This is a genomic window from Pseudomonas paraveronii (genome assembly GCF_963681955.1).
GTDB lineage: Bacteria > Pseudomonadota > Gammaproteobacteria > Pseudomonadales > Pseudomonadaceae > Aquipseudomonas > Aquipseudomonas paraveronii.
The window spans coordinates 5,338,344-5,353,633 of the sequence record NZ_OY817130.1 but is presented as its reverse complement, the minus strand read 5'-3'; the positions used below and the strand labels follow the sequence as shown (position 1 = coordinate 5,353,633).

Annotated in this window: 12 protein-coding genes; 9 read left to right on the top strand and 3 right to left on the bottom strand. The window is 60.1% G+C overall.

Going from position 1 to position 15,290, the window contains the following annotated elements; all coding sequences use genetic code 11:
- Positions 1–136: 136 nt before the first annotated feature.
- Positions 137–2,644, top strand: a complete 2,508-nt coding sequence (locus tag U5A08_RS24720; protein WP_321848974.1) for a LuxR C-terminal-related transcriptional regulator — start codon at positions 137–139, stop codon at positions 2,642–2,644.
- On the opposite strand, the gene U5A08_RS24715 is transcribed toward U5A08_RS24720, so the two are convergent.
- On the bottom strand, positions 2,641–3,516 hold the full coding sequence (locus U5A08_RS24715; protein WP_247405561.1) for a helix-turn-helix domain-containing protein: 876 nt from the start codon (positions 3,514–3,516) through the stop codon (positions 2,641–2,643). The genes U5A08_RS24720 and U5A08_RS24715 overlap by 4 nt on opposite strands.
- Positions 3,517–3,654: 138 nt before the next feature.
- On the opposite strand from U5A08_RS24715, the gene U5A08_RS24710 reads away from it, so the two are divergent.
- Positions 3,655–4,566 (top strand): DMT family transporter, encoded by a 912-nt coding sequence (locus U5A08_RS24710; protein ID WP_321848972.1) that lies wholly within the window; start codon positions 3,655–3,657, stop codon positions 4,564–4,566.
- Between the two features lie 184 nt (positions 4,567–4,750).
- Here U5A08_RS24710 and norR read toward each other — a convergent pair whose 3' ends face one another.
- A complete protein-coding gene (gene norR / locus U5A08_RS24705) occupies positions 4,751–6,295 on the bottom strand; it encodes a nitric oxide reductase transcriptional regulator NorR (protein WP_321848971.1) in 1,545 nt (514 codons plus the stop codon).
- A 145-nt stretch (positions 6,296–6,440) separates the two neighbouring features.
- Between norR and hmpA the strand changes: the two genes are divergently transcribed.
- Complete coding sequence (gene hmpA, locus U5A08_RS24700) at positions 6,441–7,622, top strand: NO-inducible flavohemoprotein (protein WP_253398896.1); 1,182 nt, start codon at positions 6,441–6,443, stop codon at positions 7,620–7,622.
- 118 nt (positions 7,623–7,740) lie between these two features.
- Here hmpA and U5A08_RS24695 read toward each other — a convergent pair whose 3' ends face one another.
- Complete coding sequence (locus tag U5A08_RS24695; protein WP_425262813.1) at positions 7,741–8,919, bottom strand: integrase core domain-containing protein; 1,179 nt, start codon at positions 8,917–8,919, stop codon at positions 7,741–7,743.
- A 212-nt stretch (positions 8,920–9,131) separates the two neighbouring features.
- On the opposite strand from U5A08_RS24695, the gene U5A08_RS24690 reads away from it, so the two are divergent.
- The 6 genes from U5A08_RS24690 to cyoE all read left to right on the top strand — a co-directional run bounded on the left by U5A08_RS24690 (position 9,132) and on the right by cyoE (position 15,256).
- Positions 9,132–9,638: a disulfide bond formation protein B gene (locus tag U5A08_RS24690; protein ID WP_247403557.1), complete on the top strand. Its 507-nt coding sequence runs from the start codon at positions 9,132–9,134 to the stop codon at positions 9,636–9,638.
- A 790-nt stretch (positions 9,639–10,428) separates the two neighbouring features.
- A complete protein-coding gene (gene cyoA, locus U5A08_RS24680; RefSeq protein ID WP_253398893.1) occupies positions 10,429–11,370 on the top strand; it encodes a ubiquinol oxidase subunit II in 942 nt (313 codons plus the stop codon).
- Positions 11,371–11,373: 3 nt separating this feature from the next.
- Entirely contained in the window at positions 11,374–13,392 is a 2,019-nt protein-coding gene (cyoB, locus tag U5A08_RS24675; RefSeq protein ID WP_321848970.1) for a cytochrome o ubiquinol oxidase subunit I, read from the top strand.
- 3 nt (positions 13,393–13,395) lie between these two features.
- A complete protein-coding gene (locus U5A08_RS24670; RefSeq protein ID WP_247403567.1) occupies positions 13,396–14,022 on the top strand; it encodes a cytochrome o ubiquinol oxidase subunit III in 627 nt (208 codons plus the stop codon).
- Positions 14,022–14,357: a cytochrome o ubiquinol oxidase subunit IV gene (gene cyoD, locus U5A08_RS24665; RefSeq protein WP_247403570.1), complete on the top strand. Its 336-nt coding sequence runs from the start codon at positions 14,022–14,024 to the stop codon at positions 14,355–14,357. The genes U5A08_RS24670 and cyoD overlap by 1 nt, the downstream gene beginning before the upstream one ends.
- An 11-nt stretch (positions 14,358–14,368) precedes the next feature.
- On the top strand, positions 14,369–15,256 hold the full coding sequence (cyoE, locus tag U5A08_RS24660) for a heme o synthase (protein WP_017846726.1): 888 nt from the start codon (positions 14,369–14,371) through the stop codon (positions 15,254–15,256).
- Positions 15,257–15,290 lie beyond the last annotated feature (34 nt).

Below are 15,290 nucleotides of genomic sequence, written 5' to 3'. Positions count from 1 at the left end.
AGGGGGCAAGCCCCCTCCCACATTGGGTTTTGTGCATGGCAATTAATCACTCTGCTGAATACTTCTTCAAGAATCGCCGAGCACGGGGCTAGGGTAGGTGTCAGGTTGCATAACAATAAAAACGCAGGATGCAGCAATGACCGCCATGACACGCTGCCTGGACCGTCCTGGATTCATGCCCCGGCTGTCCGCCCATCATCTGTTGCGCCCGCGCCTGGCCGAGCCCTTGCTGGCGGCGCAGGCGCGGGTCAAGTTGCTCTGTGCTCCTGGCGGCAGTGGCAAGAGCGCGCTGCTCGCCGAGTGTGCCTTGCAGGCGCCAGCGGGTTGCCTGGTGTACTGGTTGCCGCTCAATGGCGTGGTGCTCAGCCCTGTGGATTTGTGCAGGCGCCTGGCGCACAACCTGGGCCTGGCGTTTACCGATGAAGCCACCTTGCTGCAGGATCTCGGCCGCTGGCAGACGGCGGCGTGGCTGTTTCTCGATGATTTCAGCCGCCTGCCCGCGCCCGAACTCGACGCTTTGCTCGACCGCCTGCTCACCGCCAGCCACCCTTCGCTGACCTGGTGGCTGGGCGCGCGGCGGCGTCCTGCGTGTAATTGGCCGCGACTGCTGCTCGACGATGAACTGCTGGAGTGCAGCGCGGCCGAGCTGATGTTCAGCGCCGAAGAAGTCCAGGCCCTGCTCGGCCAGGCGCCGGGTCACTGCGTCGAGCGCGTGATGCAGTTCAGCGCCGGTTGGTGCGCCGGGGTGCGCATCGCCTTGCTCGGCGACGGCCATCCAGAGAAAACCTTGCTCGACTACCTGCAACATGAGCTGTTCAGCACCTTGCCGGCAGAGCTGGTTGAAGCCTGGCGCGTGCTGGCGCATTTGCCGCGTTTTAATGTGGGTTTGTGTGAGCACCTGTTCGGCTTTGGCGATGGCGATCAGTACCTGCGGGACTTGCAGGCGCTCGGTGCATTTATCCAGCCCTGGGAAGATGACGCCGACTGGCTGCAAGTCTTCCCGCCGCTTGCGCAATTGATGCGTGATGAACCCTGGCCGGCCAAACGCTCCTGGCACCGACGGGCCTGCCAATGGTTCAGCGCCGAGCGTGACTGGCAAGCCGCGTTCGAGCAGGCGCTGCTGGCCGAAGAATACGAAGTGGCCGTCAGCCTGTTGCAGCACTTCAGCTTTGAAGACCTGTTCCGCCAGCAGAATGCCGCCCTGCTGTTGCGCCTGCATGAGCAGCATGGTGATGAGCTGATGCTCTGTTCCGCGCAGTTGGTGGGGCTGGTCACGGCCGCGTTGCTGTTCGCCGGGCGCTTCGAGCAGGCCGCGGTGTGCATCGGCCAACTGGCGCGTTTCGCCCCGCAACCGTCGGCGCCACAGCAACGCCTTCTGTTGGCGCGCTGGCAGGCGCAGTGGGGATGGTTGCTGCATCTGGCAGGCGATGCGCAAGGTTCTCGCGAGCATTTCTTCGAGGCCTTGCAGGCATTGCCCGACAGTGCGTGGACGTCACGCCTGATGTGCCTGTCGGGGCTGACCCAGCAGGCCTTGTTGCGCGGTGAGCTGGAGGCGGCCCAGGCCCTGAACCGCGAAGCGCTGTGCCTGGCGCGGGCCCATGGCTCGCTGTTGCTCGAGGCCCTGCTGGAGCTGGATCACGCGCAATTGCTCGAACAGCGTGGCGCACCGTATCGGGCGCAGAGCCTGTTGGAGCAGGTGCAGGCGATGTTGCTCAATCAGCGGCTGAAGGCTGGGCCGCTGGTCGGACGCATCGCCCTGCGGCGTGGGCATCTGGCGCTGTGCCAAGGCCAGGATGCCTTGGCTGCCGAGTGTTTCGACGCCGGTTTGACGATGTGTCTGCACAGCCAGGACAAGCGCGTGCTTTATGGTTTTCTCGGCCTGGCATTGCTCGCGGCCAACCGTGGCGATTACGCCCAGGCCTTTATCCAATTGCGCGAGGCCGAGCGTCTGATGCAGCAACGCCAGGTACCGGACACGGTATACCGCGCGGTGCTGTTGCTGGTCAGCGGGCACTTCTGGTTACAGCAGGGCCGCGCCGAACTGACGGAGGAAGCGATACGCCGGGTACTTCGCCATTTCCGTGGGCCAGGCGCCAAGCAGGCACCCCCGGCCACGCTGGAATTGATCCCGCGCCTTGAATACCTGTTGGTGTTGGCCGAGGTCAAACTGGGCGTCGCCGATCAACCGCTGGCGCGGCTTGACGCGCTGCTGGATGCCTCCCGCCAACGCGGCATGCTGTGCCTGGAAGCCGAATTGCACTTGGTGCTGGGGGAGGTGGCCTGGCAACTGGGCGAACCGGCGGTGGCGCGTCGAGCCTTGCAAAACGGCCTGGAACTGGCAGCGCGCTGCCAGGTGCCGCAGGCGGTTCGCGAACTGCGTTTACGCTCGCCCGGGCTGTTGAGTGAACTCGGCCTGGAGCCGCAGGCCTTGCCGACAGGCACGGCGGACAACCCGCTGAGCCAGCGCGAGCTGGAAGTGCTGCAACTGATCGCCCTCGGTAACTCCAACCTGGAAATCGCCAACCGGCTGTTTATCTCGCTGCACACCGTCAAGACCCATGCGCGGCGCATCCATAGCAAGCTCGGTGTGGAGCGGCGCACCCAGGCGGTGGCCAAGGCCAAGACGTTGGGCTTGATGGGTTAAGCGCAGAACGCCTGACGGTATTCGCCGGGTGTCGCGCCCATGGCCTGGCGAAAGCGATGGGTGAAGTGGCTGGCGCTGGAGAAGCCGCACATCAACGCGATATCACCCACGGGCAGGCTGCCACTGCGCAGCAGGCTCTGCGCGCGGGCCAGGCGCCGCGCCAACAGGTATTGATGGGGCGGCAGGCCGAAGCTCTGACGGAACATCCGCGCAAAATGGTATTCCGACAGCGCGCACATCCCGGCCAATTGACCAAGGCTGATGGGGTCGTCCAGGTGCTGCTCGATGTAGTCCACCAATAAGCGCCGTTGATGCGCCGCCAGCCCGCCTTTCAAGCGCAGCCCGTCGCGCGCGCCGACTTGGCTGAGCAGGGTGTGGCTGAGCATTTCATGGGCCAGGCTGCTGGTCAGCAGGCGTTCGGCGGGCTCGTGCCAGTTGAGGGCGATCAACTGGTGAAAGCGGCGCGCCTGGCTGGGGTCTTCGAGGAAGGTGCTTTCCTGCAACTGCAGCGCGCGCGGTTCGCGGTCGAGCAGGGTGATGCAGCCCAAGGCGAATTGCGCCTGGCTGAAATACACATGGGCCAGGCGGATGTCGCCGTTGATCACCCAGGCCGACTGATGCTCGGCCGGCAGGATGCACAACTTGTCGGGCCCGCCTTTGGTGCCCGGCTGGTCACGGCGAAAAGTGCCGGTGCCGCCGCCGATGTAGCAGGACAAGGTGTGATGGCCGGGCGCCTGGTAATCCTGGGAGTCGTGGTGGTTGCTCCACAGCGCCGCAGACAAGCCGTCACCGAGCTCGGCGCAGGCTTCGAGGCGAGCGTGGGGCGAGCGGTTGAGGGCTTGAAAGACTTGCAGGGATTCCAGCGTTGACATGGTGTGTACTCTCCGACGCCTTGCATCCTACTCCGAGCCGCTGGGGCTGTGAGCCCGCCGCGCGACAAAAGCGCAAGAATCTGCAAGTGCCGGTCAGGGGTTGAAGGTGACACTGTGGCTCAACCAGCGGAGCCTGTTATGAACCTTTTCCTGTATTTACTCACCGTGCTGATCTGGGGCACCACCTGGATCGCCCTCAAGTGGCAACTGGGCGTGGTGGCGATTCCTGTGTCGATCGTCTATCGCTTCGGCCTGGCGGCGCTGGTGTTGTTTGCGCTGTTGCTGCTCAGCCGCAAGTTGCAGGTGATGACCCGGCGCGGGCATTTGATCTGTCTGGCCCAGGGCTTGTGCCTGTTCTGCGTGAATTTCATGTGCTTTCTCACGGCCAGCCAGTGGATTCCCAGCGGGCTGGTGGCGGTGGTGTTTTCCACGGCGACGTTGTGGAATGCCCTGAATGCGCGGGTGTTTTTTGGCCAGCGGGTCGCGCGCAATGTGTTGATGGGCGGCGGGCTTGGTTTGTTGGGGTTGGGCCTGTTGTTCTGGCCGGAGCTGGCGGGGCACACCGCCAGCCCGCAGACCTTGCTCGGGCTGGGCCTGGCGTTGCTGGGGACGATGTGTTTTTCGGCTGGCAATATGCTTTCGAGTTTGCAGCAGAAGGCGGGGTTGCGGCCGTTGACTACCAATGCCTGGGGCATGGCGTATGGGGCCGTGATGTTGGCGACCTATTGTGTGGTGCGCGGGATTCCGTTCGAGATGGATTGGAGTGCGCGGTATGTCGGGGCGTTGGGGTACTTGGTGATTCCGGGGTCGGTGATTGGGTTTACGGCGTATCTGACGTTGGTGGGGCGGATGGGGCCTGAGCGGGCGGCGTATTGCACGGTGCTGTTTCCGGTGGTGGCGCTGAATGTGTCGGCGTTTGCCGAGGGGTATCAGTGGACTGCGCCGGCGTTGGCGGGGTTGGTGTTGGTGATGGTGGGGAATGTGTTGGTGTTTCGTAGGGGGAAGGTGGTTCAGGCGGGGAGCCCGGTGTTTAAGGCGAAGCAAGTCTGAGGTGGGAGGGGGGGTGTTTAAGGTGGGAGGGGGTTGCTTTAGGTGGGAGGGGGCTTGCCCCCGATAGTGGTGGGTCAGTCACTTATTTGTAGCTGAGCCACTGCTATCGGGGGCAAGCCCCCTCCCACATTTTTTTGCATTTCCAGCATTTCAGCATTTTCAGCATTTATTGGGTTTGAATGGGTTATTTGAGGCCTAGGCGTTTGGCCATGCGGCCTAGGTTGGCGCGGTCCAGGCCTAGTTCGCGGGCGGCGCTGGCCCAGTTGTGCTGGTGGCGTTCCAGACAGGCGTTGATCACTTGGCGCTGGTAGTGTTCGGTGGCCTGGCGCAGGTCGCCGCTGGCGATGGCGGCTACTTCGGGTGGGGGGTCGATCAGCGCTGCGCTGACGTCCGGTAGGTCCAGGTCGTGGGCGCTCAGGCTGAGAATCTTCGGACGTTCGCGACAGTTTCCCAGGGCTTTCAGTGCGCTGCGTCCGATCAAATGTTCCAGCTCGCGCACATTGCCCGGCCAGTTGTAGGCCAGTAATGCCGTCTGGGCGTCGCTGGTCAGGCGCAGGCTGCCCAGGCCCATGCGTGAACGGTTCTGTTCGAGAAAGAACCCGGCCAGCAGCAACACATCGCGGCCGCGTTCGCGCAGCGCTGGCACTTGCAGCGGGTAGACGCTGAGGCGGTGGTAGAAGTCGGCACGGTAGCGGCCGTTGCGCACCTCTTCAGCCAGGTCGCGGTTGGTGGCGGCGATCAGGCGCACGTCCACCTGATGTTCCTTGTCCGAGCCCAGGCGTTGCAGTTGGCCGCTTTGCAGGACGCGCAGCAGCTTGGCCTGCACCGTCAACGACAACTCGCCGACTTCATCCAGAAACAGCGTGCCGCCATTGGCCAGTTCGAACTTGCCGCGGCGCTCGTTCGACGCGCCGGTGAAGGCGCCGCGCACATGGCCGAACAGCTCGCTTTCCACCAGGGTTTCCGGCAGGGCGGCGCAGTTGAGGCTGATCAGCGGCTTGTCTGCACGGGACGACGCGGCGTGGATCGCCTGGGCCACCAGTTCCTTGCCGACCCCGGTTTCGCCGGTGATCAGCACGGTGAGGTCGCTGCCGCCCACCAGGCTGATCTCTTCTACCAGGCGTTTGTGGGGCTTGCTCTGGCCGATCATCTCTTTGTGTTGCTGGCCGCTGGCCTGGCGGTAGATTTCGGCGCGCTGGTGCTCGTCTTCGGCACGCAACGCCAGGCGCTCGATGCGTTCGGCGACGTTGACCGTGGCGGCGGCGAGGCTGGCGAAGGCCTGCAGCGCATCCAGTTCGACCCGTTCGAAACGCTCGGGGTCGAGGGCGTCCAGGGTCAGCAGGCCCCACGGTTGGTCATCGACAAACAGCGGGCAGCCCATGCAGTCGTGAATTTCGAGGTGCCCGTGCAGGCCGTCCACCAAGCCGTCGTAGGGATCGGGCAATTCACTGTCGCTGTCGAAACGCGTCGGGCTGGGGCTGCTGAGCAGCACGGCGAAACGCGGGTGTTCGCTGATCTTGAAGCGTCGGCCCAGGGTATCGGCGCTCAAGCCGTCCACGGCCAGCGGCACCAGCGACTCGCCGTCCAGGCGCAACAGCGCGGCGGCGTCGCACGGCAGCAGGGCGCGCATGGCGTGCAGCAGGCGGCGGTAACGCTCGCCTTCGGGCAGTTCACGGGACAGGTCGGCGACCAGGGGGAGCAGGGTGGTGAGCAGCGATTGCGCAGTCATAATGACTCCTTGTAGTCCTTATGACTATATTGCGTAGGAGTCATACTGACTATGTTTAATTTAACTGGTTGAAATTAAACGATTTATTAGTTGGCATGAATGCTGATTACCTCAAGGCAATCAGTAAAGAAGCCCAGGAGGCTCCATGCTTAGTGCCCAAGACCGTGCCATCGTCAAATCCACCGTGCCCCTGCTGGAAAGCGGCGGCGAAGCGCTGATCACCCATTTCTACCGCATGATGCTCTCCGAATACCCGGAGGTCCGCCCGCTGTTCAACCAGGCGCACCAGGCCAGCGGCGACCAGCCCCGCGCCCTGGCGAATGGCGTATTGATGTATGCGCGGCATATCGACCAGTTGGATCAACTGGGTGACCTGGTGGCGAAGATCATCAACAAACACGTGGCCTTGCAGATCCTGCCGGAACATTACCCGATCGTGGGGGCCTGCCTGTTGCGTGCGATTTCCGAAGTGCTGGGCAGCGAGATTGCCACCCCCGAGGTAATGAGCGCCTGGGGCGCGGCCTACGGCCAGTTGGCGGATATCCTGATCGGCGCCGAAGCCGCGATCTATGACGAGAAGGCCCAGGCGCCAGGCGGCTGGCGGGGTGCGCGGCCGTTCAAGCTGGTCAAGCGCGTGGAGGAAAGTGCCGAAATCACGTCCTTCTATTTCGCCCCGGTGGACAACGCCCCGATCCTCGCTGCTGCGCCCGGTCAGTACATTGGTATGACGCTGGTGCTCGATGGCGAAGAAGTGCGCCGCAACTATTCCTTGTCGGCCCTCAGCGATGCCGGCCAATACCGCATCAGCGTCAAGCGCGAAGCCGGTGGGCGGGTGTCCAACTACCTGCATGATCAACTGCAGGTCGGCGCGACGATCGACTTGTTCCCGCCAGCGGGCGAGTTCACCCTGGCGGCCAGCGATAAACCGCTGGTGCTGATCAGTGGCGGAGTGGGCATTACGCCAACACTGCCGATGCTCGAAGCGGCCCTGGCTACCCAGCGCCCGGTGCACTTTATCCACTGTGCGCGTAACGGCGGGGTGCATGCGTTTCGGGAGTGGGTCGATGCCCTGGCGGCCAAGCATCCGCAACTCAAGCGCTTCTACTGCTATGACGAGGACGATGGCGTGAGCCCGGCAGGCGACACCGTGGGGCTGCTGAGCCAGGAACAACTCGCGGCGTGGTTGCCCGAGCAGCGCGACCTGGATGCATACTTCCTCGGCCCTAAAGGTTTCATGGCCGCGATCAAGCGCCACCTCAAAGCCTTGGGCGTACCCGAAAAACAAAGCCGCTACGAATTCTTCGGCCCGGCCGCCGCCCTGGAATAATTTCTCCAGCGCAACACTGCTCAAAATGTGGGAGGGGGCTTGCCCCCGATAGCGGTGGATCAGTCAGCTTATCTGTGGCTGACACACTGCTATCGGGGTGTACGGACGGAGACATCCTTTACAAACGAGACCGGGGACATCCTTTACGTTTCTGGGTGCTGGATAGCCGGCTTGCACCGCTGTCTAGCCTACCCAGTGGATAGTTACATAGGTACATGTCCCACACGTTGTCGTCCACTTCTCGCAGTCCAACGGACTCTCCTACCAGTGACTCACTCAAAAAGATCATCCTGCCCCTCCACTTCATTGACCCGTCTGTTCTGACTTTGCGTACCTCCATATCCGCTCCATATTCGGCAGGAGGTACCCAGCCTGTATAGATCCTTGGCGATTTATCGTACAGATCGTTCGGCACCTTCATGTCTAACGCCTCGTGCGGCCGATCATGATTGAATTCCTGTCGAAATCGTTCAAACGCCAACTGCTGCTGGACCATATTGGCCTCTGGCGTCTTCAGTAACGCGGCCTTGAGTGAGCGATGCATACGCTCATGCCGCCCGTTCTGATCGGGTCGCCCCGGCTGAATACGCTCTGGGTAGATACCCAGCCGTATCCACCAGACGGCCAGACTGGAGAGCCTGCTGAGACCGGTTGAGGCGAAAGGTGAACCGTTGTCAGTCCGGATGACATCAGGCAGACCGTACTCGCGAAAAGCCCAGTCAAAACCCTCGCGGGCCCCAGCCACACTGGGCTGCGCACGACACAACAATATGAATCTGCTGGCCTGATCCGTGAGCGTCAGCGGGTAACAGCGTCGGCCATCCGCCATTAAAAAGTCGCCTTTGAAGTCAGCGGCCCACGTTTGATTGGGGAGATCTGCCGGGCGAAGTTTGACGGGGCCGGTAGGCGGGCGATTGCGCTTGCGCCGCTCTTGAACCAGTCCCGCTCGTTTGAGCCATTCCCCCGCCGTGCTGGGTGCCGGCCAATGACATTCCGGATAGCGATTGGAAAGGACCTTGACCAGCTTTTTGGGGCCCCAGTCATGGTGTTGATGCTTGAGCTCGATTAGAGCAGCAATATGCGCATCGCACGTTTGAAAAGGGCTTGAGAGTGGACGGCGTGAGGCGTCCTTGAGCCCGTCCAGGCCAGCAGTGGCATACCGTTGCAGCCACTTGTCCAAGGTCGGTCGACTAATGCCGTAGCTCAATGCCAGTTGACGTTTTGAATAGGCGCCGGACAGCCAGTCGCCTATCAATCTGACTTTTTGATCCATAGGGGACTCTCGATTCCATGACATGGCCAGTTACCTCCTGGCCATGATTAATACATGTAAACGATGTCTCCGGTTTCAAACGTAAAGGATGTCTCCGGTCTGTACCGGGGCAAGCCCCCTCCCACATTCAGCGCTCCATTCCTCCCGATTAATCCCCTGTTAACCCCTCTCTGTTTAAACCACTCTCTGTGTGTAAACTTGCGGCCATTGGCACAATCAAACAAAGGGATACGGAGATGAGTGACGAATTGCGTTTAGGCAGGGAACGGCGCTTTCTGGTGTTGCTGGGCATCATCTGCCTGGCGCTGATCGGCGGTGCGCTGTACATGCAGGTGGTGTTGGGCGAGGCGCCGTGCCCGCTGTGTATCCTGCAACGCTACGCCTTGCTGTTGATTGCGGTCTTTGCGTTTATCGGTGCAGCCATGCGCAGCAAAGGCGCGATCACGCTGTTTGAAGGCTTGGTGGTCCTCAGTGCCCTGGGCGGCGTGGCCGCTGCCGGCCACCATGTGTACACCCAGTTCTTCCCCGAGGTCAGTTGCGGCGTGGATGTGCTGCAACCGATCGTTGACGGCCTGCCCCTGGCGAAGGTGTTTCCACTGGTCTTCCAGGTCGATGGCTTCTGCAGCACGCCGTACCCGCCGGTGCTCGGCCTGTCACTGGCGCAATGGGCGCTGGTGGCGTTTGTGCTGACGGTGATCCTGGTGCCCCTGGGTATCTATCGTAATCGCCAACGCAAAGCCTGAGTCGTTCACTGAAACGCCCCGGTCCTTCTCAAGGGAAAGCCGGGGCGTTTTTGTTTGTAGGGATTAATGAAGGGACAGTGACGCGGGACAATTTTGGCGGTGTGCAGTGTGCGACATGTTGTCACACAGACGCAGTCGCAGGACGTTTCTGAGCCGCTGAACCGCCGCTTGAATTTGCCCCGCGTCGTCAATGTGTGCTGTCAGTTCATCGTTTGAGCGACACCGCGAATGGCGCGCCGTTCGAGGCTTTCGGTGATCTGTTAATGCCTTGTTTTATGGGGGCTTGGATCGGTTTTTCAGGCCCTTACAGGGGGTAAGGGGTGTGGCAGTTTGCCCTATAACACGGCATTTTTTGTGGTTTTTGTTGAGAATCCAACGCGATAAGATCGCGAACTTTTGCAAAATAGGTGAAGGATTATTGCTGTAAACGATAAAAATTATTTCTTTATAAGACATGGTTTATACATCGCTAGCTAACTACAATCGCCCGCACTGAATGTCCGGTGCTGTTCAATCTTTGAGCATTGGAGCGGTCGAGGGGCAGATGGATGGCTCTGTGCGACCCCAGGTTCCGGCAGCCTTTCAACTATCCGCACCAAATGGAATTGGTCTGTAACAAGGCCTTTAACCACGAAATCGAATAAGAACTCACCGCAGGTCCGTTAACCGTCCAATCAGGGCGCTCGGGCAGGCTCTTATTCAATCGAAGAGAAATGCCAACCCTTGGCAGGGTGAAGTGTTGGCGATCAAAACCCAACTGCATTGCGCAAGCTGCTTTAGAGGTCGTGAGATGAGTAAAAACAGGTACCCCCGATTACTAGGCTTTTTGCCGCTGCTTGGCATGATGTTAATGCTGGGAGGCTGCAAGTGGGCCTTGCTCGACCCCAAAGGACAGGTCGGTCTGGATGAACGCAACCTGATCATCACCGCCACCCTGCTGATGTTGCTGGTAGTGGTTCCTGTGATCATCATGACCTTCGCCTTCGCCTGGAAATACCGCGCGTCGAACACCAAGGCGACTTACGCGCCGAAGTGGTCGCACTCCACCAAGATTGAAATCGCGGTGTGGCTGGTTCCGATCCTCATCATCATTGCCCTGGGTTATGTGACCTACAAGTCCACCCACGCACTGGACCCGTACCGTCCGCTGGAATCCGACGCCAAGCCGATCAATATCGAAGTGGTCGCGCTGGATTGGAAGTGGCTGTTCATCTACCCGGACCTGGGTATCGCCACCGTCAACAAGATCGTGTTCCCGGAACATACCCCGGTTAACTTCAAGATCACCTCCGACACTGTGATGAACTCGTTCTTCATCCCAGGCCTGGGTGGCCAGATCTATGCGATGGCCGGCATGCAGACCAAGCTGCACCTGATGGCCAACCAGAAAGCTGAAATGGACGGCATCTCCGCCAACTATAGCGGCGCTGGCTTTACCGGCATGAAATTCAAAGCGATCTCGACGAGCCAGGAAGAATTCGACGCCTGGGTAGCCGAAGTCAAGGCCGCACCTAAACAGCTTGATCAAGCTGAATACGAAGCCCTTGCCAAACCAAGCCAGAACAACCCTGCCGCTTCGTACTCCGCGTACACGCCGGACCTGTTTCAGAAGATCGTCGACAAGTACGAAGGCATGAAACCAGGCAAGCCGGTCAAGCACGAGAAGAAAGAAGTGGCTGCGGTTGAAGGTTCTGACACGGGCTCGCATTCAACTGCTGGGGCAGAGGAGTAAACGATGTTTGGTAAATTAAGTTGGGATGCGGTCCCGTTCCACGAGCCGATCGTGATGGTGACCATCGCCATGATCGCGCTGGGTGGTCTGGCACTGTTTGCAGGTATCACTTACTTCAAGAAGTGGACCTACCTGTGGACCGAGTGGCTGACGTCGGTCGACCACAAGAAAATCGGTGTGATGTACATCATCGTTGCCATGGTCATGCTGCTGCGTGGTTTTGCCGACGCCATCATGATGCGTACCCAGTTGGCCATGGCCACCGAGGGTTCGCCGGGCTACCTGCCGCCTGAACACTATGACCAGATCTTCACCGCTCACGGTGTGATCATGATCATCTTCATGGCGATGCCTTTCTTCACCGGCCTGATGAACCTTGCAGTGCCGCTGCAGATCGGTGCCCGTGACGTTGCCTACCCGTTCCTGAACTCCCTGAGCTTCTGGCTGCTGGTATCCGGCGTTGTGCTGGTCAACGTGTCCCTGGGCGTCGGCGAATTCGCCAGGACCGGTTGGGTTGCTTATCCGCCGCTGTCGGGCCTGGCGTACAGTCCGGGCGTGGGTGTGGACTACTACATCTGGGCACTACAGCTATCAGGGCTCGGGACGACGCTGACGGGGGTCAACTTCCTGGCCACCGTGCTGAAAATGCGCGCGCCTGGCATGAAGATGATGGACATGCCGATCTTCACCTGGACCTGCACCTGGGCCAACGTGCTGATCGTGGCTTCGTTCCCGATCCTCACCGCTACCCTGGCACTGCTGTCGCTTGACCGTTACCTGGATTTCCACATTTTCACCAACGAACTTGGTGGCAATCCAATGATGTACGTGAACCTGTTCTGGGCATGGGGTCACCCTGAGGTGTACATCCTGATCCTGCCAGCGTTCGGTATCTTCTCCGAAGTGATCTCGACCTTTACCGGCAAGCGCCTGTTCGGTCACCACTCGATGGTCTACGCTTCCGGCGCGATCTCGGTACTGGGCTTCATGGTTTGGCTGCACCACTTCTTCACCATGGGTTCGGGGGCCAGCGTCAACGCCTTCTTCGGCCTGGCGACGATGCTGATTTCGATCCCGACGGGGGTGAAGCTATTCAACTGGCTGTTCACCATCTATCACGGTCGTCTGCGTATGACCAGCCAGGTTCTGTGGACCCTGGGCTTCATGGTGACCTTCGCCATCGGCGGCATGACCGGCGTACTGCTGGCCATCCCGGGTGCTGACTTCGTGCTGCACAACAGCCTGTTCGTGATCGCTCACTTCCACAACGTGATCATCGGCGGTGCGGTATTCGGTTACATCGCTGGTTTCAGCTACTTCTTCCCGAAAGCGTTCGGCTTCAAGCTGCACGAAGGCTGGGGCAAGGCAGCGTTCTGGTTCTGGATCTCGGGCTTCTTCGTCGCGTTCATGCCGCTCTATGCACTGGGCTTCATGGGCATGACCCGTCGTCTGAACGCTACCACCAACCCTGAGTGGGTGCCGTACCTGTACGTCGCCATGGTCGGTGCGCTGATGATCGCTGTGGGTATTGCCTGCCAGTTGATCCAGCTGTATGTCAGCGTGCGTGATCGTAAGCAGAACATGTGCGAATCGGGCGACCCATGGAACGGCCACACCCTGGAATGGTCGACTTCGTCGCCACCTCCGTTCTACAACTTCGCCGTGATTCCGACTGCGAACACCATCGATGCGTTCACCGAAGCCAAGGAAAACGGTACTGCGTACCAGCAGCCTAAGCACTACGAACCGATCCACATGCCAAACAACACCGCCACTGGCGTGGTGATTGGTGCGCTGTTGACCGTGTTCGGTTTCGCGATGATCTGGCACATCTGGTGGCTGGCAATCGTGAGCCTGGTGGGCACCATCGGCTACTTCATTGTCCACGCTGCACGTGATGATCAAGGCTACATGGTGCCGGTCGAAACGATCGAGCGCATCGAAGCCGAGCAGCACGCTCGCCTGGTGGCCGAGAAGAAGATCCCGGCCAACCGTGTAGAAACCTCGTTGGAACAGGCTTAAACCATGTCGAACTTAGTGACCAATGCTGGACACGCCCATGTCGATGACCATGGGCACGATGACCATCACCACGACTCGGGCCCGGTAACCGTTTTCGGTTTCTGGCTCTACCTGATGACCGACTGCATCTTGTTTGCGTCGATCTTCGCGGTGTACGCGGTACTGGTAAACAACGTAGCGGGTGGCCCGGCGGGCCACGACATCTTCGAACTGCCTTACGTGCTCGGCGAAACCGCCTTGCTGTTGTTCAGTTCGATCACCTACGGCTTCGCCATGTTGTCCTTCTACAAGGGCAACAAGCAGGGCGTACTGACCTGGTTGGGTCTGACCTTCCTGTTCGGCCTGGGCTTCATCGGCATGGAGATCAACGAGTTCCACCTGCTGATCTCCGAAGGCTTCGGCCCGCACCGCAGCGGCTTCCTGTCGGCGTTCTTCACGCTGGTGGGGACCCACGGTCTGCACGTGACGGCTGGCCTGATCTGGATGGCGGTGATGATGTATCAGGTCAATAAACACGGCCTGACCAACACCAACAAGACTCGCCTGAACTGCCTGAGCCTGTTCTGGCACTTCCTGGACGTGGTCTGGATCTGCGTATTCACCGTCGTCTACTTGATGGGGACTCTGTAATGGCTAATGCACACTCCCATGACAGCCATGATGCGAGCCACGGCAGCGTAAAAACTTACGCTATCGGCTTCATCCTGTCGGTCATCCTGACCCTGATCCCGTTCGGCCTGGTGATGTACCCAACCTTGCCGAAGTCGATCACCTTGATGATCGTCCTGGCGTTTGCGGTGATTCAGGTCTTGGTTCACCTGGTGTACTTCCTGCACCTGGACCGCTCCGAGGCTCAGCGCGAGAACGTGGTTGCGTTCGTGTTCGCAGGCCTGGTGATCGTTCTGCTGGTTGGTCTGTCGCTGTGGATCATGTTCAGCATCCACACGTTCATGATGGCGAAGTGAGGTAAGACCCGATGTCGCTTAAGCACTTTATCCAAATCACCAAACCGGGGATCATTTTCGGTAACGTGCTTTCTGTGGCTGGCGGCTTCTTCCTGGCCTCCAAGGGACATGTCGATCTGGCCATCTTCCTGGCAGCAATGATCGGCACGTCCCTGGTGGTAGCTTCCGGTTGTGTCTTCAACAACTGCATCGACCGCGACATCGATATCAAGATGGAACGCACCAAGAATCGCGTGCTGGTCCAGGGCCTTATCTCCCTGAAACTGGCACTGCTGTTCGCGACCGTCCTGGGTGTTGCCGGCGTGGTGTTGTTGTACAAGGTGGCCAATCCGTTGGCGGCGCTGTTTGCCGTGATCGGTTTTGTCATCTATGTCGGTCTCTACAGCCTGTACCTCAAGCGCAAGTCGGTTCACGGCACGCTGGTGGGCAGTCTGTCGGGGGCGATGCCGCCGGTGATTGGTTATGTGGCTGTGACCAATAGCTTCGACATGGCCGCGCTGGTGCTGCTGGTGATGTTCAGCCTGTGGCAGATGCCGCATTCCTATGCCATCGCGATCTTCCGTTTCAACGACTACCTGGCTGCGTCGATTCCGGTTCTGCCGGTCAAGCGTGGCATCCAGGTGGCCAAGAAACACATCCTGCTGTACATCCTGGCCTTCCTCGTGGCGACCTTGATGTTGACCTTCAGTGGCTACGCCGGCATGAGCTACCTTGCCGTCGCCGCCGCCATGGGCATGTACTGGTTGTATATGGCCTGGACCGGCTACAAGGCGGTGGACGACACCGTCTGGGCGCGCAAGCTGTTCGTGTTCTCGATCTTCACCATCACCGCGCTCAGCGTGATGATGTCCCTGGATTTCCAGGTGCCGAGAGAGCTGTTGCTGACTTACGCACCCTGAGTGGTTCCAAGCAATGAACAAGCCCCGCCTTCGT